General features: G+C 71.1%; 17 protein-coding genes and 2 pseudogenes. 14 read left to right on the top strand and 5 right to left on the bottom strand.

The annotated features are described in order from the left end of the window. Positions 1-18: 18 nt before the first annotated feature. On the bottom strand, positions 19-1,638 hold the full coding sequence (locus E5082_RS15375; protein WP_135791813.1) for a penicillin-binding transpeptidase domain-containing protein: 1,620 nt from the start codon (positions 1,636-1,638) through the stop codon (positions 19-21). A gap of 395 nt (positions 1,639-2,033) precedes the next feature. Here E5082_RS15375 and E5082_RS15370 point away from each other — a divergent pair. The 4 genes and pseudogenes from E5082_RS15370 to E5082_RS15355 form a co-directional block, all read left to right on the top strand. Further along, positions 2,034-2,519 (top strand): annotated as a pseudogene (locus E5082_RS15370) (GntR family transcriptional regulator); the annotation flags it as partial. Between the two features lie 10 nt (positions 2,520-2,529). Continuing rightward, positions 2,530-2,941: pseudogene (locus E5082_RS15365) on the top strand (hypothetical protein); the annotation flags it as partial. A 53-nt stretch (positions 2,942-2,994) separates the two neighbouring features. Further along, positions 2,995-3,543 carry a hypothetical protein gene (locus E5082_RS15360; protein ID WP_135791812.1) on the top strand — a complete coding sequence of 183 codons (549 nt, stop codon included), beginning with the start codon at positions 2,995-2,997 and terminating at the stop codon, positions 3,541-3,543. A gap of 10 nt (positions 3,544-3,553) precedes the next feature. After that, positions 3,554-3,883, top strand: coding sequence for a hypothetical protein (locus tag E5082_RS15355; protein ID WP_135791811.1), 330 nt, complete (start codon positions 3,554-3,556; stop codon positions 3,881-3,883). A 445-nt stretch (positions 3,884-4,328) separates the two neighbouring features. Here the strand turns inward: E5082_RS15355 and E5082_RS15350 are convergent, their stop codons facing one another. Continuing rightward, positions 4,329-6,080: a dolichyl-phosphate-mannose--protein mannosyltransferase gene (locus E5082_RS15350; RefSeq protein ID WP_135791810.1), complete on the bottom strand. Its 1,752-nt coding sequence runs from the start codon at positions 6,078-6,080 to the stop codon at positions 4,329-4,331. 105 nt (positions 6,081-6,185) lie between these two features. On the opposite strand from E5082_RS15350, the gene rsmI reads away from it, so the two are divergent. The 6 genes from rsmI to E5082_RS15320 all read left to right on the top strand — a co-directional run bounded on the left by rsmI (position 6,186) and on the right by E5082_RS15320 (position 11,752). Further along, on the top strand, positions 6,186-7,034 hold the full coding sequence (rsmI, locus tag E5082_RS15345) for a 16S rRNA (cytidine(1402)-2'-O)-methyltransferase (protein ID WP_135791809.1): 849 nt from the start codon (positions 6,186-6,188) through the stop codon (positions 7,032-7,034). Positions 7,035-7,279: 245 nt separating this feature from the next. Then, positions 7,280-7,615 (top strand): hypothetical protein, encoded by a 336-nt coding sequence (locus E5082_RS15340; protein WP_135791808.1) that lies wholly within the window; start codon positions 7,280-7,282, stop codon positions 7,613-7,615. A gap of 25 nt (positions 7,616-7,640) precedes the next feature. Further along, the gene (locus tag E5082_RS15335; RefSeq protein WP_135791807.1) at positions 7,641-8,522 is read left to right on the top strand and encodes a TatD family hydrolase; all 882 of its coding nucleotides are present in this window, start codon (positions 7,641-7,643) and stop codon (positions 8,520-8,522) included. Between the two features lie 132 nt (positions 8,523-8,654). After that, complete coding sequence (locus E5082_RS15330; protein WP_308437546.1) at positions 8,655-9,950, top strand: resuscitation-promoting factor; 1,296 nt, start codon at positions 8,655-8,657, stop codon at positions 9,948-9,950. A 42-nt stretch (positions 9,951-9,992) separates the two neighbouring features. Then, a complete protein-coding gene (gene rsmA, locus E5082_RS15325) occupies positions 9,993-10,862 on the top strand; it encodes a 16S rRNA (adenine(1518)-N(6)/adenine(1519)-N(6))-dimethyltransferase RsmA (protein ID WP_135791806.1) in 870 nt (289 codons plus the stop codon). Next, on the top strand, positions 10,859-11,752 hold the full coding sequence (locus E5082_RS15320; RefSeq protein WP_135791805.1) for a 4-(cytidine 5'-diphospho)-2-C-methyl-D-erythritol kinase: 894 nt from the start codon (positions 10,859-10,861) through the stop codon (positions 11,750-11,752). Before rsmA ends, E5082_RS15320 begins: the two co-directional genes overlap by 4 nt. Positions 11,753-11,755: 3 nt before the next feature. Here the strand turns inward: E5082_RS15320 and E5082_RS15315 are convergent, their stop codons facing one another. After that, positions 11,756-12,349, bottom strand: coding sequence for a Uma2 family endonuclease (locus tag E5082_RS15315; protein WP_135792116.1), 594 nt, complete (start codon positions 12,347-12,349; stop codon positions 11,756-11,758). Positions 12,350-12,507: 158 nt separating this feature from the next. On the opposite strand from E5082_RS15315, the gene E5082_RS15310 reads away from it, so the two are divergent. The 4 genes from E5082_RS15310 (at position 12,508) to E5082_RS15295 (ending at position 18,691) form a co-directional block, all read left to right on the top strand. Continuing rightward, a complete protein-coding gene (locus E5082_RS15310; protein ID WP_135791804.1) occupies positions 12,508-14,316 on the top strand; it encodes an ABC-F family ATP-binding cassette domain-containing protein in 1,809 nt (602 codons plus the stop codon). Positions 14,317-14,481: 165 nt separating this feature from the next. After that, on the top strand, positions 14,482-16,221 hold the full coding sequence (locus tag E5082_RS15305) for an outer membrane protein assembly factor BamB family protein (protein ID WP_135791803.1): 1,740 nt from the start codon (positions 14,482-14,484) through the stop codon (positions 16,219-16,221). 60 nt (positions 16,222-16,281) lie between these two features. Next, positions 16,282-17,928 carry an outer membrane protein assembly factor BamB family protein gene (locus E5082_RS15300; RefSeq protein ID WP_135791802.1) on the top strand — a complete coding sequence of 549 codons (1,647 nt, stop codon included), beginning with the start codon at positions 16,282-16,284 and terminating at the stop codon, positions 17,926-17,928. A 70-nt stretch (positions 17,929-17,998) separates the two neighbouring features. Continuing rightward, positions 17,999-18,691 (top strand): helix-turn-helix transcriptional regulator, encoded by a 693-nt coding sequence (locus E5082_RS15295; protein WP_030814646.1) that lies wholly within the window; start codon positions 17,999-18,001, stop codon positions 18,689-18,691. 32 nt (positions 18,692-18,723) lie between these two features. Here E5082_RS15295 and E5082_RS15290 read toward each other — a convergent pair whose 3' ends face one another. Both E5082_RS15290 and E5082_RS15285 read right to left on the bottom strand, forming a co-directional pair. After that, the gene (locus tag E5082_RS15290; protein ID WP_135791801.1) at positions 18,724-19,062 is read right to left on the bottom strand and encodes a hypothetical protein; all 339 of its coding nucleotides are present in this window, start codon (positions 19,060-19,062) and stop codon (positions 18,724-18,726) included. Between the two features lie 21 nt (positions 19,063-19,083). Further along, a complete protein-coding gene (locus tag E5082_RS15285) occupies positions 19,084-20,796 on the bottom strand; it encodes a sodium:solute symporter family protein (protein ID WP_135791800.1) in 1,713 nt (570 codons plus the stop codon). Positions 20,797-20,901 lie beyond the last annotated feature (105 nt).

Below are 20,901 nucleotides of genomic sequence, written 5' to 3'. Positions count from 1 at the left end.
TCCCGGACCCGGCCGATCTCAGCCCGCACTCCGTAGCACTCTTGCGACAATAGGACCGGCGGCGTCGATGCCATGCCCGCCGTCCTCCGTCATCGCGGCCGCCGCGATGTCGTCCCGGTATCCGGTGAACCAGCTGTTGGACCGTGACTGCCCGTCGACCTCCGCCGAACCGGTCTTCGCCCCCACGTTCCCGCTCAGCCCGGCCATCACGCCTGCCGCGGTGCCACTGCGCGCGGTGCGGTTCATCATCTCCCGCAACTGCTGGGACGTACCCGGCGCCAGCCCGCGCGCGGTGGCGGGCCGGCGGCCGTCCAGGCTCAGCGGGACGATCACCGGCTGCCGGAAGGTGCCGGTCTTCGCGGTGGCCGTGACCGACGCCATGTTCAGCGGGCTCATCTGGACCTGGCCCTGCCCGATCAGGCCGGCCGCCCGGTCGGGGCCGTCCGGTGAGGGGACCCGGCCGTCGAAGGAGGGGACACCCACCTTCCAGTCGTTGCGCCCGATGCCGAACCGCTGCGCGGCCTCCGTGGCCAGCGAGTCCGCCTTCACCTCGTCCGCGAACTTCACGAACGCGGTGTTGCAGGAACGGGCGAAGCTCTCGGAGAGGGTGGCGTTCTCGTTCGGCGCCAGGCCGGTGAGGTTGGTGAAGGTCTGGCTCTGCCACACGGCCGACGGCGGGCAGGGCGCCGGGCCGTTCGCCGAGGTCAGGCCGGAGTCGATGAGGGTGGCGGCGCTGATGATCTTCATGGTGGAACCGGGGGCCAGTTCGCCGAGGAAGGCGGCGTTGAAGCCGTCGTCGCGGTGGTTGGCGAAGGCCAGGATCTCGCCGGTGCTGGGCTGTACGGCCGCCACCGAGGAGTTGGTGTAGTCGGTCACGGCCGCCTCGGCCGCCGCCTGGGCGCTCGCGCTGAGGGTGGTGCGCAGCTTGCCGGGCCTGCCCTTGACCAGGGTCAACAGTGTGGTGTCGGCCGCGCCGCTGCCCTCGTGCCGGACCACCAGCTCGACCCCGGCCCGGCCGCCCGTCCTGTCCCCGTACCGCTTGCGCAGCTCGTCCAGTACCGGGCCGAGGGAGGGGTACTTCTCCTTGGTCAGCACCTGGCCGTCGCGGTCCACGGCGTCGATCTGCGGGGTGGCGGACTCCTCGACGGTCAGCGAGTCGCCCTTGGCCAGCTTCGGATGCACCAGCGCGGGGTCCCAGTCGACCAGCGGGCGGTGCGAGTTGACCCCGCGCACCACGGTCAGCCGGCTCGCGTACGCCAGCGGCCGGGTCTCCTTCCCGTACGACACCGTCGCCCGCACCTCGAAGGGCACCGTGTCCCCGTTCGCCTTGCCGGGGGTGATGTGCACGTCGGTAATGTGCGCGTCCGAGCCGTACGCCGTCAGCAGCGACTCGGCGTCCTCGGGGAAGTTGGTGAGGTTCGCCGCCTGCTCCGGCCGGCCCGTCTCCCAGGCGGCGAAGAACTTCGCGGTGGTCTGCTCGACCTCCTCGCGGCTGGGCGGCCCGGTCGGTAAGGCCTTGACGCCGCCGGTGGCGGTGCTGTTCAGCGCCGAGGCGATGTTGTACATGCCGTAACCGGCCCCGCCCAGCATCGTCACGCACACGCCGCTGATGACCGCGACTCTGACTCCCTTGCCCATGAAGCGATTCCTCCCCGTGAAGTCCCCGTGGTCGCACCGGATTCCTGAACGTGTTCAAAAGTTGGTGCGGACGGAACTGTATGTGCTCCACAGGCAGTTGGGGCGGTCGTTTCCGATACTTGTCCGAACGGAGACGTTGAACGGCGCACGCACGAGGGGCGGGCCCGGACGACGTGCGTGCGCCCGGACCCGCCCCGTCCCCGCCCGTCCGCCCGGCTCCGGGGTGCGTGACCGGAGCCGGACCCCACGCGTACGGGGACCGTGACGAAGGCTCTCCCCCCGGGGCCTTCTGAGACGAGAAAACCCCACCCGCCCCCGCTCGCTCAACCGCCCCGGCTCCCAGCGCATATGGGGGTTCGCCCCAATTTGCCGGTGGCGGGCCCGGTGGCGTTCGACTGGCGCGTTCCCGTGGCGCTCCGAGAACCCCCAGGCAGCGCCCCTGCGGGGGTGGCGAAACCTGGCGTGTTCCCGCCCGACTGGCCGAACAGATCCGGAACGTCGAGTACGCGCCCGGTGCCCAGTTGCCGCAGATCAGGGACCTGGTGGAAGCGGACGGGAGCTCAAAGTCCACGGTCCATGCGGCCTACAAGGCGTTGGAAGCCGAAGGGCTGGTCACGTCGTCACGTGGACACGGCACGGTCGTCCGTGGGCGGGCCCCGCTCAAGCGGCTCGGCATCGCGCGATACGACAAAGCCAAGTGGCGAGACGGCGATGAAGTGGCGTTCATAGCGGACCGCGTGGCGTCCGGACGTACGTACAAGCGAAGTGAGCAGACTCAGACCGTCAGCCGCGTGCCGGCGTCGGCCGCCGTCGCTCAGGCGCACGGTCTGCCGGAGGGCGCGGAGGTCTACGCGCGTGCGCGCGTGGCCAAGGAGGCCAGCCTCACCATGCGACCGCATGCCGCGTGGTGAGGCTGAGCACTACCGGGAGCGGGCGATGGAACTGGGGGTGCCGGCCGATGTCATCCTTGTCGAACCGCGGGCCCGGAACGCGGGAGAGAACATCCGCTTCTCTCCCGCACTGCTCGAAACCCATGTCTTTGGCTGACTACATCGACTCGATCGGTGACGCACGCCTGGTGATCGACATGTTGGCAGGCGCGCAGCAACGGCTCATGATCTACCCGCAACAGGGGTTCATGGTCGAGCAGCCCGTACCCGAAGACGTGGCCGTAGCGTTTGAGCGCCTGCGCGCCGCCGGGTTCACAAGTCGACTGGTGGCAGAGCGCACCAGGCATTCTAGGCAAGATGAACAGCTGAGAGTATCGGTTCCGCTCCGGAGCGTGAACATGGTCACGCCGTGATTCCTTGCGAATACAAATCTCACAAGGAGAGCATAAGGAAGCTCACAGAAGACATGCAGAAGCATCCGGCAGCGAAAAGAGAAGACGTGCGCGCTATGTATTTCCGCAGGTCCACCGCGACGTTCGTCGCGGCAGCGGGGGCCGCTATCCTGCTAATCGCACCTATACCCGCGAATGCATCCACCGAGGTGCCCGCAGCAGCCACGGCGAGCGCGTCAAACCCCTGCAAGTCGCAGCACTACTCCAAGGTCGCCTATACCTTCTACATCGGCCCGGGTAAGATGCCTCTGCGCTGCGGAACGAAAACTTGGGGCTACAACCACATAGTTGAGCGTGGACGCTGGAGCACCAGCTTCAAGAACAAGATCAGTGACACACTCTTCAACGGCTACGAGAGGACCGCCGGGGTGTACTACCGATACAAGGTGGGCACTGGTTGCTCCTCGAAGCCGCCGAGGAAGAACTTCAAGGTGGTCGTCAACAAGGGCCCCCTTGGAGGGATGCCGGGCGGTCTGACACCCCAGGGGATCATTACGGCGACGGTAGAGTACACAACCCCGGCCGTAGCTGCAGCGTCAGCGAGTGCAGAGGCAAAGTGCTGAGAGGACCCATATGGCCACCCCGGAGCAAGTAAGGGAAGCGCTCGCCCAAAGGCTTTCAGGACTGCAGAGCGAGGGAGGAGGAACCTCTCTTGAAGTCCTTGAGGTGAAGGTGATGTCTGTCTTCCCTAAATTGCTTCTGGAAATCCAGGTCAGCGTCTCAGGGCAACTCTGGGAAGTCTCGCTTGACTACCAGGGTTATGAAGCGAGTTTGGTGAGCGGAGACCTCTCCGAAGAGAGCCTGAATTACCTCGGGATGCTTGTGCGAACCCACCTGTTCGAGTGGTGGCACACAAAGGACACCGAGAAGTTCTCAGCGCGCATGGGGAAAAGACTGGACTGAGGGAGTGAGGCTTTTCCATCATCGGGCTGAGCTTGCCAGATGCAGGGTGAGGACGGCCTGGCCCGACAGGTTGGAAAGAGCTCACTGACCACCCCCGGACACCCGAGCGCCCCCGCCGTGGCAGTCGGCGGGGGCGCTGCTGTTTGTGCCTACTGCTGCCGGGCCCGCAGCTCTCCATGACCGCCCGCACCACCGGCCGGGCCATCTCCACATCCTCCGGATTGCTGGTCAGGATCTCCACCAGGATCCGGACCACCTCAGCCGCGGGCACGTCCGCCACGTCCAGCTGACCGGCCGCCCACGACTGAGCCCGCTGTAAATCTGCCACGGGCCACCTCTGGGCCGTGCCTGGGCCGTGCGAGGGCGGCCAGCACTGACCGTCAATGACCAACAACGACCACGAGGGCACGGCCGGCGGCCGTGCCCTCGTAGCGTGTCTGCCCAGCTACACCCACGTGTCCAGCCACATCCGCCCCCGCCAGGACCCGATGGGGATGGCCTGGCCGGTGTAGAGGGGCCAGAAGTAGATGAAGTTCCAGGCGATCAGGAGGACCAGGACGCCGGCGGCGGTGGCGCCGATCACTCGGCGGGTGTCGGTGGAATGCGGGGGGCCGATGATCGCGCCGACCAGCATGGCGACCGCGAGGCAGAGGAAGGGGACGAAGACGACCGCGTAGAAGAGGAAGATCGTGCGTTCCTGGTACATGAACCAGGGGAGGTATCCGGCGGCGACGCCGCAGGCGATGGCGCCGGCGCGCCAGTCGCGGCGGAAGGCCCAGCGCCACAGGACGTAGAGGATCGCCGCGCACCCCGCCCACCAGAGCATCGGGGTGCCGAGGGCGAGGACCTCGCGGGCGCACTTGTCGGTGGTGCCGATCGGGCAGCCGGCGGAGCCGGGGCCGGGGGACTCGTAGAAGAACGAGACCGGGCGGCCCAGCACGATCCAGCTCCACGGGTTGGACTGGTAGGTGTGCGGGGACGACAGGTGGACGTGGAAGTTGTAGACCTCGTGCTCGTAGTGCCACAGGCTGCGCAGCCAGTCCGGCAGGAAGGTCCAGGAGCCGCCCCGGCCGTCGGTCGCGGCCCAGTTGCGGAAGTAGCCGCCCGTGCCGTCGGTGGGGGAGAGGATCCAGCCGGTCCAGGAGGCGGTGTACACCGCGATCGCCACCGGCACCGTCGCCAGGAAGGCGAACCCGGTGTCGTACTTCAGCACCGCCTCGTACGGGTGCCGGGCGCCGGCGACCTTGCGGGCGCCCACGTCCCACAACACCGCCATCAGGCAGAACGCGGCCAGGATGTACAGGCCGTTCCACTTGGTGCCCAAGGCTAGGCCCAGCATCACGCCCGCGCCCCAGCGCCAGGGGCGCCACCCGAAGCGGAAGGTGTCGGCGATGCGCGCGTCCGGGCGGGCGATGCCGTCCGGGCCGACCGGGAGCGCGGCGGCGAGTCTCTCCCGCGCGCGGTCCCGGTCCACCACCAGGCAGCCGAAGGCGGCGACCACGAAGAACATCAGCACGCCGTCCAGCAGCGCGGTCCGGCTCATCACGAAGTGCAGGCCGTCCACCGCCATCAGCCCGCCCGCCAGGCAGCCGAGGAACGTCGAGCGGAACATCCGGCGGCCGATCCGGCACAGCAGCAGCACGCTCAGCGTGCCGAGCAGCGCGGTCATGAACCGCCAGCCGAACGGGTCGAACCCGAAGATCAGCTCGCCGAGGCCGATCACGTACTTGCCGACCGGCGGGTGCACCACGTACGCCGCGTCCGTGGGGACGGCGAGGTGGCCGTGGGTGGCGAGGACCGCGTCGTTGGCGTTCTTGTCCCAGTTGACCTCGAAGCCCCGGTGGACCAGCGCCCAGGCGTCCTTGGCGTAGTACGTCTCGTCGAATATCACCGCGCGCGGGCTGCCCAGGTGCCAGAACCGCAGCAGGCCCGCGAGCAGCGTCACCAGCAGCGGCCCGCCCCAGCCCGACCAGCGGGTGATCCGGTCCGCCAGATGCGGCGGGCAGCCCAGCACCTGCCACACCCTCGGCGAGGGCTGCGCGTAGGGCGGCACGAGCCGGTCCCGTACGTCGGCCGCGGGGGCGCCCGCGGGAGGTACGTAGCCGAATCGGCGCAGCCGCCGCTGCCAGGAGGGCCGCTCGTCGTCGGGCGGCGCCTGGCCCTGCCGGAGGTCCGTGGAGGACGCGGTACTGGTCACCGCGCCATGGTAGGGAAACGTGCCGTGTGAGTCCCGTGCAAGCGCGGTACCGATTGGGACGCGATCGTTTTCCGTGCCGCCCGGCGCCCCTGGGAGGATGGTCCCGTGACTGGAACCCTTGTCCTCGCAGGTACCCCCATCGGCGACGTCGCGGACGCCCCGCCCCGGCTGTCCAAGGAGCTGGCGGAGGCCGACGTGATCGCCGCCGAGGACACCCGGCGGCTGCGCCGCCTCACCCAGGCTCTCGGGGTGACGCCGGGCGGCCGGGTGGTCTCGTACTTCGAGGGCAACGAGTCCGCGCGCACCCCCGAGCTGGTGGAGGAGCTGCGCGGGGGCGCGCGGGTGCTCCTCGTCACGGACGCGGGGATGCCGTCGGTCTCCGACCCCGGCTACCGGCTGGTCGCGGCCGCCGTCGAGCACGACATCAAGGTCACCGCCGTGCCGGGGCCGTCCGCCGTGCTCACCGCGCTCGCGCTGTCCGGGCTGCCGGTGGACCGGTTCTGCTTCGAGGGGTTCCTGCCGCGCAAGGGCGGCGAGCGGCTGTCCCGGCTGCGCGAGGTCGCCGGTGAGCGGCGCACCCTCGTCTACTTCGAGGCCCCGCACCGCCTGGACGACACCCTCGCCGCGATGGCCGAGGTCTTCGGCGCCGACCGCCGGGCCGCCGTCTGCCGCGAGCTGACCAAGACGTACGAGGAGGTCAAGCGCGGCCCCCTCGGTGACCTGGCCGCCTGGGCCGCCGAGGGCGTACGCGGCGAGATCACCGTCGTCGTCGAGGGCGCCCCCGAGTCCGGCCCCGAGGAACTCGACGCCGGTGAACTCGTCCGCCGCGTCCGCATCCGCGAGGACGCCGGCGAACGCCGCAAGGAGGCGATCGCGGCGGTCGCCGCCGAGGCCGGCCTCCCCAAGCGGGTCGTCTTCGACGCGGTGGTGGCGTCGAAGCGCTCGGCGGGCTGAGCGGGCCCCGCGCCCCCCGCGCGGCGCGTATGCCGGGGTGCGCCCCATGGGTGGGCAAACGGGGGGTCGGGTGGGCAAAGGGATCGGGGGCTTCGGCGGAGCGGTTCGGCAAGGGTCGGCCAAGGGGGGTCCAACACTCGACAGGTCGCGTGCGTTCGGGGCGGAGCGGGCGTCCACTGGTCGAAGGGGCGGGAACCGTCCCCCGCCTCCGTACCGGGGGCGCCAGTGGACCGCAGGAGCTGGGCATGAGTGAGGTCGCCGGGCAGATCGCCGCCGTTCACGAGTCGTACGCGTTCGCCTGTATGCGCTGCGGGCACGGCTGGGAGCAGTCGTACGCGATAGAGCACCACACCGACACCGAGGGCCATGAGTGCGTCCGGTACGTGGTCGGGGGCGCCGTCGTGCCGTCCCCGCTGAGCCGGCCGGTGTGCGAGAACTGCGACGGGCACGTCGTACGGATCATGCGCGCCGGACAGGTGTCCTCCGTGCGCCGACCGGTCCCGGAGCCGGTGCCGGGGCCGGAGGCCCACCACTGGCACCTCTCCGACCTGCTGCATCCCTTCCAGCGCCGGGCGAGCTAGCGCGCCCCTTCCGTAGGATCGGGGCATGCCTTCGAACGCCGGTGACAAGAACGCGCCGCCCCCGCTCCCCGCACCCCTCGGCGTCGAGGTGGCCGACTCGCACACCCACCTCGACATGCAGTCCGGCACCGTCGAGGAGGGGCTGGCGAAGGCCGCGTCGGTCGGCGTGACCACGGTCGTGCAGGTCGGCTGCGACCTGGCGGGCTCCCGCTGGGCCGCTGAGACGGCCGCCGCGCACGAGCGCGTCCACGCGACGGTCGCCCTGCACCCGAATGAGGCACCGCGCATCGTGCACGGTGACCCCGACGGGTGGTCCCGGCAAGGAGCGCGGCAGCCGGGCGGGGACGCCGCGCTCGACGAGGCGCTCGCCGAGATCGACCGGCTCGCCGCGCTCCCGCAGGTCAAGGGCGTCGGCGAGACCGGCCTCGACTTCTTCCGCACCGGCCCCGAGGGCAAGGACGCGCAGGAGCGGTCCTTCCGCGCCCACATCGAGATCGCCAAGCGGCACGGCAAGACCCTGGTCATCCACGACCGCGACGCCCACGCCGACGTGCTGCGCGTGCTGAAGGAGGAGGGCGCCCCCGAGCGCACCGTCTTCCACTGCTACTCCGGCGACGCCGACATGGCCGAGATCTGCGCCCGCGAGGGCTACTACATGTCCTTCGCCGGCAACGTCACCTTCAAGAACGCCCAGAACCTCCGGGACGCCCTGGCCGTGGCCCCGCTGGAGCTGGTCCTGGTGGAGACCGACGCACCCTTCCTCACCCCCGCGCCCTACCGGGGCCGCCCCAACGCCCCGTACCTGATCCCGGTCACCGTGCGCGCCATGGCCGCCGTACGCGGCACCGACGAGGACACCCTCGCCGCCGCCCTCGGCACCAACACCGCGCGCGTCTTCGGGTACTGAAGGCGTGCCGGGGCTTCACTGAGGCGCCAGTTCGAGTCATGACCCTGAGTGGTCGCGTCGCTTTGGAGAGTGACGCCCGCTCCGCTAGGTTCTGGGGGCCCGATCGGCCAACGCCCCCTGGAGCGTGTCGGCGTGACCCAGCAGTACGAGCGGTACGGCCCCCACGGCACCCTCGGCGACGAACCGGCCGTGCCGTCGGTGCACAGCGCGCTGACCCTGCCGTACGGCGTGCGCCCCGACACCTACCGGCCCGCCCGCGAGGCCGTGCCCCCGCCCCGTAAGGCACAGCAGGGCGGGAGACCGGCAGGGCGCAGACGGCGGGCCGCCGAACGGCCCGAGGCGCCGGTGCGCCGGCTGCTGCCCCAGGCGCTCGTCGTCGCGTTCCTCGCCGGGGGCACCGCCGCCTTCGTCGCCGAGGACAAGGCGGTCGAGCTGACCGTCGACGGCCGCCCGCGCACCCTGCACACCTTCGCCGACGACGTCACCGGCCTGCTCGCCGAGGAGGGCGTCCGGGTCGGCCCGCACGACGTGGTCGCGCCCGCCCCCGGCACCCCGCTCGCCGACGGCGACGAGATCGCCGTACACCACGGCCTCCCGGTCCGGCTCACCATCGACGGCGAGCGCCGCGTGGTGTGGACGACCGCCGACACGGTCGACGGCGCGCTCAGGCAGCTCGGGGTACGGGCGGAGGGCGCGTACCTGTCCGCGTCCCGCTCGCTGCCCATCGGGCGTGCCGGGCTCGCCCTGGACGTCCGTACCGAGCGCAGCGTCACCGTCATGGCGGACGGCCGCGCCCGTACCCTGCGCACCAACGCGGCCACCGTCGCCGAGGCACTGCGCGAGGCCGGGATCACCCTGCACGGCGAGGACACCACCTCCGTGCCCGGCACCTCCTTCCCGCGTGACGGGCAGACCGTCACCGTGCTGCGGATCACCGGCACCCACGAGACGCGCGACGAGGAGATCCCGTACGCCGTGCGCCGCACCGAGGACCCCACGCTGCCGAAGGGCACCGAGGTCGTCGACCAGGCCGGGCGGCCGGGGCTGCGGCGCACCACCTACCTGCTGCGCACCGTCAACGGCGTCCGGCAGCGCCCCCGCCGCGAGCACTCCGAGGTCGTCCGCGAGCCGCGCCGGCAGCTCGTCCGGGTCGGCACCAAGGCCCGCCCGGCCGCCGCCTCCGGCGCGGACCGCCTGAACTGGCACGCGCTCGCCGTCTGCGAGTCCGGCGGCCGGGCCGACGCCGTCGACCCGTCGGGCACCTACGGCGGGCTCTACCAGTTCGACACCGCCACCTGGCACGGCCTCGGCGGCAGCGGACGGCCCCAGGACGCGCCGCCCGAGGAACAGACCCGGCGCGCCAGGACCCTGTACCTGCGGCACGGCACCTCGCCCTGGCCGCACTGCGGGGCGCGGCTGCGCGGCTGAGCCGGGGCGGCGGCGCCCGTGCCGCCCCGTACCCTTAGTCCCGTGAGCAGCCCCACCCCCGACGCCCTCCTCGGTCCCGCCGACATCCGCGAACTGGCGGCCGTGCTCGGCGTACGGCCGACCAAGCAGCGCGGCCAGAACTTCGTGATCGACGCCAACACGGTCCGCCGCATCGTGCGCACCGCCGGGGTGCGCCCCGACGACGTGGTGGTGGAGGTCGGGCCGGGACTCGGCTCCCTCACCCTGGCCCTGCTGGAGGCGGCCGACCGGGTCACCGCCGTCGAGATCGACGACGTGCTGGCCGCCGCGCTGCCCGCGACCGTCGCCGCCCGGATGCCCGACCGCGCCGACCGGTTCGCGCTGGTGCACTCCGACGCGATGCTCGTCGAGGAGCTGCCCGGCCCGCCGCCGACCGCGCTCGTCGCCAACCTGCCCTACAACGTCGCCGTCCCCGTGCTGCTGCACATGCTCGCCACCTTCCCGAGCATCGAGCGCACCCTGGTGATGGTCCAGTCCGAGGTCGCCGACCGGCTCGCCGCCGCGCCCGGCTCCAAGGTGTACGGCGTGCCCTCGGTCAAGGCCAACTGGTACGCCGAGGTCAAGCGGGCCGGGGCGATCGGGCGGAACGTGTTCTGGCCCGCGCCGAACGTGGACAGCGGCCTGGTCTCGCTGGTCCGGCGCACCGAGCCGGTCAAGACGTCGGCCACCCGCGCGGAGGTCTTCGCCGTGGTCGACGCCGCCTTCGCCCAGCGCCGCAAGACCCTGCGCGCCGCGCTCGCCGGCTGGGCCGGTTCGGCCGCCGCCGCCGAGGCCGCGCTGGTCGCCGCCGGGGTCTCCCCGCAGGCGCGCGGCGAGGCGCTGACGGTCGAGGAGTTCGCGGCGATCGCCGAGCACAAGGGAGCGGGCGCGTGAGCGTCACGGTACGGGTCCCCGCCAAGGTCAACGTCCAGCTCAGCGTGGGCGCGGCCCGCCCCGACGGCTTCCACGACCTGGCCAACGTCTTCCTCGCGGTCGGCCTCCACGACGAGGTCACCGTGACCCCGGCCGACGAGCTCCGCATCACCTGCTCCGGGCCGGACGCCGCCTCGGTCCCCCTGGACCGCACCAACCTGGCCGCTCGCGCCGCGCTGGCGCTCGCGGAACGCCGGGGCGTCGAGCCCGCCGTGCACCTCCACATCGCCAAGGACATCCCGGTCGCGGGCGGCATGGCCGGCGGCAGCGCGGACGGCGCGGGCGCGCTGGTGGCCTGCGACGCGCTGTGGGGTACGGGCGCCACGCGTGCCGAGCTGCTCGACATCTGCGCCGAGCTGGGCAGCGACGTCCCCTTCAGCCTGGTCGGCGGCGCGGCGCTCGGTACCGGGCGCGGCGAGAAGCTGGCTCCGCTGGAGGTCGGGGGCACCTTCCACTGGGTGTTCGCGATGGCCGAGCGGGGTCTGTCGACTCCGGCGGTGTTCCGCGAGTTCGACCGCCTGACGCAGGGCCACGCCGTCCCGGCCCCGGAGGCCGACCCGGCCCTCCTGGCGGCCCTTGAGAAGGGCGACCCGGAAGCCCTGGCAGCAGCCCTCACCAACGACCTCCAGCCGGCCGCCCTCTCGCTCTACCCGGAGCTGGCCGCCACCCTGGAAATGGGCCGCACCGCAGGCGCCCTGGCCACCCTGGTCTCCGGCTCAGGCCCGACGACGGCCTTCCTGGTCCCGGACGCGGCCACCGCGACCCGGGTCGCCCAGACCCTCGAGGACTCCGGCACCTGCCGCACCACCCGCACGGCGGCCGGGCCGGTGCCGGGGGCGACGGTTCTCTGAGCCTCAGAGGCGGTCGATCTCCGTCAGGTCGATGTCGATCCCGTAGGGCGCGGTCAGCTTGACCTGTGCGTGGTGGATGCCGGTCAGGGCGTACGTTCCGGTGGCCTGGCCGCGCTCGTACACCTGCACCACGGGGTGGTCGTCCTCGCCGGCCATCTCCACCAGCCAGAAATGGGGAATACCCGCCGCGGCGTACTTGTGCGGCTTGGTGTCACGGTCCCGCGCCTCGGAGTCCGGGGAGACCACCTCCACGGCGAGCAGGACGTCGGCAGCCTCGAATCGCGTCTGGCGGCGATCCGTGACGGACTCGGCGCGTACGACGCAGAGATCCGGCTCGGGGGCGTTGCGCCGGTCGAGGACCACGGTGATCTCTCGTTTGACCTTCAGCTCCGACGGCACGGTCCGGCGCAAGCCCTGGATCAGCATGTCGATCGTGTCGGAGTGAAAGATCCGTTGAGGGGTCACGAAAACCAGGCTCCCGTCGATCAGCTCTGTGTGCGGCGGGAGATCCGGCAGTGTGAACAGGTCGTCCACGGTGTAGCCGTCCTTGGGCGGCACCGGCCAGTGCGGACGGTGCTCTACGGACTCGGCGGTCATAGTGCCTCCCATGAACGGAGATCCTGCTGCCTGCGGTCAACGGTAGCGGCCGAACGTCGATCACGTCATCACAAAGAGTGACCGCACCCGCGCGCCCCGCCCCCGACCCGGCAGGGCCTACGCTTGAAGGCTGATCGATCCCCCTGCACAGGAGTGAAATGGCCGTCAATCTGGTCAATGTCGAGAACGTCAGCAAGGTCTACGGCACGCGGGCCCTGCTGGACGGCGTCTCGCTCGGTGTGTCGGAAGGGGACCGGATCGGGGTCGTCGGGCGCAACGGCGACGGGAAGACCACGCTGATCCGGATGCTCGCCAAGGTCGAGGAGGCCGACAGCGGGCGGGTCACGCACTCCGGGGGGCTGCGGATCGGGGTGCTGACCCAGCACGACTCGCTGGACCCCGAGGCCACCGTCCGGCATGAGGTCATCGGTGACCTGGCCGACCACGAGTGGGCGGGCAACGCCAAGGTCAGGGACGTGCTCACCGGGCTGTTCGGCGGGCTGGACCTGCCGGGCTTCCCCAAGGGGCTGGACACGGTCATCGGTCCGCTGTCCGGCGGTGAGCGGCGCCGGATCGCGCTCGCCAAGCTGCTGATCGAGGAGCAGGACCTCCTCGTCCTGGACGAGCCCACCAACCACCTCGACGTCGAGGGCATCGCCTGGCTCGCCCGGCACCTGCGCGAGCGCCGCTCGGCACTCGTCTGCGTCACCCACGACCGCTGGTTCCTGGACCAGGTCTGCACCCGCATGTGGGACGTCCAGCGCGGCACGGTGTACGAGTACGAGGGCGGCTACTCCGACTACGTCTTCGCCCGTGCCGAGCGGGAGCGCATCGCCGCCACCGAGGAGACCAAGCGGCAGAACCTGGTCCGCAAGGAGCTGGCCTGGCTGCGCCGGGGCGCCCCCGCCCGCACCTCCAAGCCCCGCTTCCGCGTCGAGGCCGCCAACGAGCTGATCAAGGACGTACCGCCGCCCCGCGACAGCAGCGAGCTGATGAAGTTCGCCTCCTCCCGGCTCGGCAAGACGGTCTTCGACCTGGAGGACGTAAGCGTCACCGCCGGCCCCAAGGAACTGCTGAAGCACGTCACCTGGCAGCTCGGCCCCGGCGACCGCATCGGCCTGGTCGGTGTCAACGGCGCCGGCAAGACCTCCCTGCTCCGGGCCATGGCCGAGGCCGCCCGCTCCGGCGGCGAGGAGCAGCCCGCGGGCGGCAAGGTCAACGTCGGCAGGACCGTCAAGCTCGCCTACCTCTCCCAGGAGGTCGCCGAACTCGATCCGAACTGGCGGGTGCTGGAGGCCGTGCAGCGCGTGCGCGAGCGCGTCGATCTCGGCAAGGGCCGCGAGATGACGGCGGGCCAGCTCTGCGAGACGTTCGGCTTCACCAAGGAGAAGCAGTGGACGCCGGTCGGCGACCTCTCCGGCGGTGAGCGCCGCAGGCTCCAGCTGCTGCGCCTGCTCATGGACGAGCCCAACGTCCTCTTCCTCGACGAGCCCACCAACGACCTGGACATCGAGACCCTGACCCAGCTGGAGGACGTCCTCGACGGCTGGCCCGGCTCGATGGTCGTCATCTCCCACGACCGGTTCTTCGTCGAGCGCACCACCGACAAGGTGTACGCCCTCCTCGGCGACGGCGCCCTGCGCATGCTGCCGCGCGGCATCGACGAGTACCTGGAGCGCCGGCTGCGCATGGAGGAGGCCGTCGCCCAGCGCTCGGCCGCCGCCGCGCCCGCCCCGGCCGCCACGGAGAGGAGCGCCGCCGACCAGCGGGCCGCGAAGAAGGAACTCCAGAAGATCGAGCGGCAGTTGGACAAGATCTCCGACAAGGAGTCCAAGCTGCACACCCGGATCGCGGACAACGCCACCGACTTCGCCAAGGTCGCCGAACTCGACGCGGAACTGCGCGAACTCGCCGGCGAGCGCGAGGAACTGGAGCTGCGCTGGCTGGAGCTGGCGGAGGACGCGTAGCGCGTACGGCGGAATCCGGCCATACCGGCGGGTCCGTAACGGCCGCATCACGGGGTGGTTCGCCCTTGGGCACAGGGGTCCGCGCGGGCCCCTGTGCTGTCGCCGGTCGGTGATAGAAAGGCGGTTCGTAGGCTAAAAATCAGTGAACGAGGGGGAGCAGCGCTGATGAGCCAGCCGCCGCCCGGTCAGCCGCCGCACGGCGGCTTCGGCCCGCCGCAGAATCAGCCACCGCAGGGCCAGCCGCCGCAGGGCCAGCCGCAGGGGGGCTTCGGCGCGCCTCAACAGCCGCCGTCGCAAGGCGGGTTCGGCGCTCCCCAGCAGCCCGGCTACGGCTACCCCCAGCAGGCCCCCGGCCCGTACGCCCAGCCCGGTCCCTACGGCCAGGCTCCCGGTCCCTACGGCCAGACCCCCGGCCCCTACGGGCAGGCCCCCTACGGCACCTACCCGCACCCCGGTGCCCCCGGCAAGCCGCCCGGCGGCAAGAAGCGCACCGCGCTGATAGCCGGGGCGGTGGCCGTCGCGCTGCTGCTCGTCGGCGGCACCGTGTACGCCGTCACCAGTGGCGGTGGGGACGACGACAAGCCCGTCGCCCACCCCAGCGGCGACACCGAGCACTCCGCCACCGCGTCCCCCTCCGCCGACACCGGCGACGGCGAAGGCGACGGCCGCGCGGACGCCGAGGACCTCAACGCGGGCCGCAAGCCCGGCGAGGCGAAGGTCCTCTGGTACAAGTCCGCCCCCGACGCCCCCGGCAACGGCGCGGACGCTCCCGGCCTCTGGGTCACCGGGAAGACCGCGGTGAAGGCCGCGTACAAGGAGGTCGTCGGCTTCCGCGTCGCGGACGGCACGCCCGCCTGGGCCGCGATCACCCTGCCGCACGAGGTCTGCGCGGTCACCAAGCGCGCCGGCGCCGACGGCAGGATCGTCGTCGCGTACATGAACGGCACCACCGACCGCGCCAAGTGCAACCAGCTCCAGCAGATCGACCTGGACACCGGCAAGAAGGGCTGGCACGCCCAGGTCGCCGACGGCTCCGCCCTGTTCGACAGCACCCGCAGCATCGAGCTGACGCTGGCCGGCAGGACCCTGATGGCCGGCCGCGACATGTCGGGCACCGCCTACGACGCGGCCACCGGCAAGAAGCTGTACGACCTCAAGAAGTACGGCACGGACTGCTACCCGGCCGGATACGCCGGTGACGGCGGGCGCCTGGTCCAGGTGGCCTCCTGCGGGGCGGGCGGCGCCAAGGAACGCGACGAGATCCGCGAACTGGACCCGGCCACCGGCAAGGCGAAGTGGACCCGTGTCGTCACCAAGGGCTGGCGGGCCGAGCGCGTCTTCTCCCTGAACCCGCTGGTCGTCTACCTGACCAACCGCGACAAGAAGGCGTGGAACATCTCCACCCTCGACAGCCGCGGCCGCTTCACCTCCGAGGTCGAGGTCGACAAGAAGTTCGCCCCCGGCTGCGGCTTCCTCTCCCTGGACCGCGGCCTGCAGAACTGCCAGGCCGTCGCGGTGGACGCCAAGACCCTGTACCTGCCCACCGAGTCCACCACCGGCGCGAACGAGATCATCGCCATCGGCCTCGCCGACGGCAAGGAGAAGTGGCGGGTGAAGTCCCCGCTCGCCCGCCCGATGGCCCCGGTCGGACTCCAGGGCGGCAACCTCATCGCCTACGCCGACGCGGCCTACACCCAGGGCGGCCGGGTGCTGTCCATCCCGACCGGCTCCGGCGCGCACCGGCCCACCACGCTGCTCCAGAACCCGGACGGCGCGGCGAAGATCGAGAACGGTTTCTTCGACGCCACCACGGTCTGGTCCGGCGGCCGCTTCTTCATCGCCACCAACCGGCTGAGCGGCCAGGACGACTCCGAGGAGAAGCTGATGATGGCCTACGGCAAGTAGCCCACGCCCTCCTCCCCGCCGCGCCCGCCGTCCCCACCAGCCGCTTCGAGGTACCCCACGATGAGCGACCAGCCGCCCGCAGGACCGCCCCAGGACCAGCCGCCCACCCCGCCGACCCCGGCCGTCCCGCCGGCCGGTCCGCAGCCGACCTACGGCTACCCGCAGGCAGCCCCGCCGCAGCCGCAGTCCGGCTACGGCTACCCCGCCGCACCGCAGCAGCCGGGCTACGGCTACCCCGCTCAGCCGCCCACGGTCGTGGCGGGTGACAACGTCCGTGCCAGGGAGAACCGCGCCATCGCGCTGATCATCCTCGCGGCCGTCGTCGCCATCGGCCTGATCATCGGCTCCGGCGTCTGGTACTCCCGTTCCTCCGACACAGGCGGCGGAAGCACGCGCGCCGGGGGCGACAAGGACGGCACCGGCACCGCGGCCGGCGGCAAGGAGAAGGTGCCGGACAACCCGGCCGCCGACGTCCTGTTCAAGGTCCCGCAGCCCAAGACCGAGGAGAACGTCGTCACCACGCCCGGCTCCTGGCTGAGCGCCGGTGTCTACGCCAAGAGCGGCATCGCCGAGATCACCGGGTACGACCCGGCCGACGGCCACAAGAAGTGGACGCTCAAGCTCCCCGGCCCGGTCTGCGCGGCCACCGAGCACGTCACCGCCGACGGCCGCACCGGCATCGTCTACCAGCCCTCGATGCCGACCAAGACCAGCCGCCCCGGCTGCACCCAGGTCGCGGGCATCGACGTCCGGGCCGGCACCAAGCTGTGGACCAAGTCGATCGGCACCGGTGAGTTCGCCACCACGTTCCAGAACGTCACCGTCGCCGGGAAGACCGTCGCGGTCGGCGGTCTCGACGGCGGCGCGGCCTACGACATCGGCACCGGCAAGGTGCTCTGGCAGCCCAAGCCCGGCGACGACTGCGACGACGTCGGCTACGGCGGCGGCACCAAGCTGGTCGCGGTCCGCAAGTGCGGCGCGTACGGCAACCGCACCCTCAGCATCCAGAACGTCGACCCCATCTCGGGCAAGGTGATCTCCGAGTACAAGATGGGCGCCGGCATCGAGTACGCGGGCATCGTCTCCACCGACCCGCTGGTGGTCGGCGCGGACGCCGGGCACAGCGCGAGCGGCGGCAGCGGGGTCTCGGACTACTTCTCCATCGACAACCGCACCGGCAGGCTGCTGGCCCGTATCCCGGTCTCGGGCGACACCTACGACGGCGAGTGCGACACCATCACCCTCGTCGAGGAGTGCAAGGGCGTCGCCGCGGGCCAGGGCAAGCTGTACCTGGCGACCAAGGCGCACAGCAGCGGCGGCAAGAGCAAGCTCAGCCGCACCAACGAGGTCGTCGCCTTCGACCTCGCCACCGGCAGGCAGACCGGGCAGCGCGCCGCGGCCGGCGAGGACTACACGCTGTTCCCGCTGCGCATGGACGGCGGCAACCTGATCGCGTACAAGAACCCGCCGTACGACAAGGGGGGTCAGATCGTCAGCATCGACGGCGCGAGCTTCAAGTCCACGACGCTGATGGAGCTGCCCGCCGACCAGGCCGACCGCGCCCTGCAGACCGGTCTCCAGCCCGGCTTCTCGGAGTACCGGTACAGCCAGGGCAGGTTGTTCATGGCGGCGCCGAACGCGGCCAAGCCGCTCGGGAACTTCGACAAGGACAAGAACTGCGTGGTGGCCTTCGGCACCCGCGACTGAGCGAAGCCCGCACGGCAGGCGCCCCGAGCGTGTAACTTCCGGGACATCGGAGGGACTGGGGGGTTGCTCTATGGGAGTGCGGCTCATGGTCGTCGACGACCACCGCCTGCTGGCGGAGGCGTTGGCGTCGGCGCTGAAGCTGCGCGGGCACCGGGTGCTCGCGGCGGCGGCGCCGGCCGCGGGCGCGGCCGAGCTGGTGATATCGCGCGCCCCCGAGGTGTGCCTGCTGGGCACCGCGGCACCCGCCGAGCCGGGCGCGTTCGACCCGGTGGCCCGCATCAAGCGGGAGCGCCCGCAGGTGGCCGTCCTGGTCCTCGGCCCGGTCCCGTCCCCGCGCGGCATCGCGGCCGCCTTCGCGGCGGGCGCCGCCGGGTACGTACGGCACGACGAGCGCATCGAGGGGGTCGAGCGGGCCATCCTGAAGGCCCGCGCCGGTGAGGCCGCCGTCGCCCCCCAGCTGCTCCAGGGCGCCTTCGCCGAGCTGCTGAACCCGGCCGTGCAGCCCGACGACGAGGGCCAGCGGCTGCTCAGGCTGCTCACCCCGCGCGAGGTGGAGGTGCTGGTCCGGGTCGCCGACGGCGAGGACACCCGGCTGATCGCGGCCGGCATGGGGATAGCGCCCAGCACCGCCCGTACCCATGTGCAGCGGGTGCTGATGAAACTGGGCGTCGGCTCCCGGCTGGAGGCGGCCGCCCTCGCGGCCCGCACCGGCCTGCTGGACCGTGCCGGTGCGGCCCCGCACACGACGGAGCCGGAGCTGTAGTCCCACAGCTCCGGCTCCGTCCCGGTCACGCCCTAGTGCACGGGCTCCTCGTCGCCCGCGTCTTCGGAGGGCAGCGGCGGCGGGGTCGGCCGCAGCTTCAGCCAGGCCAGGAAGAACACACCGAGGATCAGCATGCCGATGCCGGTCCACAGGTTGATGTTGACGCCCTCGGCCTTGTCGATCGCGGCCTGGGAGTCGGTGATGCCGGTGATCGTGACGATGATGCCGTACAGCACGAACAGGCCGCCGATGATGCGCCGCAGGTCGAAGATGCGGGCCGCGGTGGCGGACTTGCCCTCCAGCTCGGTGACCTCGCGCTGGACGTCCTGCTCGGTCGCGCCGTGCTCGGGGCGGGGGGATTCGTCGGTCATGGTTTCCTCATCCTCCCGCGATCAGAACGAGAACGGGATGTAGCAGGCGGCGGCCAGGACGACCGCGCCCCAGCCGAGCAGGGCGGGCTTGCGGTACCAGGCGTCGTCACCCTCGGCGGGTGCCTCGGTCATGCCCGGCGACGTGGTGCCGTAGACCAGGCCCTGGAGTTCCTCGGCCGGCTTGGGCTTGGTGAACAGCGACACCGCGACCATCACGACCGCGCCCGCGACGAAGCCGGCGATGGCGGAGACGAAGTTGGCGCCCTGGTCGGAGGGGATCGAGATGATGCCCTCCTTGTAGAACACGAAGTAGTTCACCATCGCGGTCGCGGTACCGGCGAGCAGGCCCCAGAAGCCGGACTTGGCCGAGGCGCGCTTCCAGAACATGCCGACGATGAAGACCACGAACATCGGGACGTTGAAGAAGGAGAACAGCGTCTGGAGGTAGCTCATGATGTTGGAGAACGACGACGCCAGGAAGGCCGTACCGACCGACGCGGCGACACCGATCACGGTGATCCAGCGGCCGAAGCGGACGTAGTAGGCGTCCTCCTGGCCCGGCTTCACGTAGCGGGCCCAGATGTCGGTGGTGAACACCGTGTTGAAGGACGACACGTTGGCCGCCATGCCCGCCATGAACGCGGCGAGCAGACCGGTGACCGCGATGCCGAGCACACCGTTGGGCAGCAGCTCCTGCATCAGATAGGGGATCGCGTCGTTGTACTGGAGCCCCGAGCCGGGCTGGCCGATCTTCGGGACCAGGGCGGCGGCGACCAGGCCGGGGATCATCACCAGGAAGACGATGAAGATCTTCGGGTAGGCCGCGATCAGCGGGGTGCGCTTGGAGGCGGAGAGGTTCTTCGCGGACAGCGCGCGCTGCACCTCGGCGAAGTTGGTCGTCCAGTAGCCGAAGGACAGCACGAAGCCGAGACCGAGCACGATGGTCAGCCAGTTGGCACCCAGCGGGTTGGCGCTGCCGATGCCGGTGCCGCCCCAGGCGGTGGTGAAGTTGTGGCCGTGGGCCGCGTCCAGCTTGTGGGTCAGGCCGTCCCAGCCGCCGACCTTCTTCAGGCCGAGGACGGTGATCGGGATGAGGGCGGCCAGGATCACGAAGAACTGGAGCACCTCGTTGTAGATCGCCGAGGAGAGACCGCCCAGCGTGATGTAGCCGAGCACGAAGGCGCCCGCCACCACGATGGCCACCCACTGCGGCCAGCCGAGCAGGGCCTCCACCACGATCGCCAGGGCGTACAGGTTCACGCCCGCGATCAGGATGGCGGCGAAGGCGAACAGGATCGAACTGAGCAGGTGGGCGGCCTTGTCGAAGCGCAGCAGCAGGAACTCGGGGACCGAGCGGACCTTGCTGCCGTAGTAGAAGGGCATCATCACCAGGCCGAGGAAGACCATGGCCGGGATGGCGCCGATCCAGTACCAGTGCACGGTGTAGGCGCCGTACTGGGCGCTGTTGGCCGCCATGCCCAGGATCTCGGTGGCCGCCAGGTTCGCCGAGATGAAGGCGAGGCCGGTGATCCAGGCGGGCAGCGAGCGTCCGGAGAGGAAGAAGTCCAGGCTGGTCTTCACCGAGCGGCGGGCCGCGAAGCCGATGCCGAGAACCACGACGAAGTAGATGGCCAGGATCGTGTAGTCGAGCCAGTTGGTGGGGAGCCGTAGCTCCGCCGCCAGATAGCTGGGGCCCGCCGCCAGGGGCGCGGGTCCGGTCGGGGGGGTCTGCATGAGAACTCGCTTCGTTGCGCGAACTGATCCAGAGCGGAACCTACGCCGCGGCGTTCATTATTTGAACAGTTCTGTTGGGGATCTTTGTTCGATTGTGATCGTGCC

The organism is Streptomyces griseoluteus, from assembly GCF_004784465.1.
In the GTDB taxonomy this organism is placed as follows: Bacteria; Actinomycetota; Actinomycetes; order Streptomycetales; family Streptomycetaceae; genus Streptomyces; species Streptomyces griseoluteus.
Note: the sequence above shows the minus strand (reverse complement) of the source record. Positions and strands in the feature narration are given on the sequence as shown.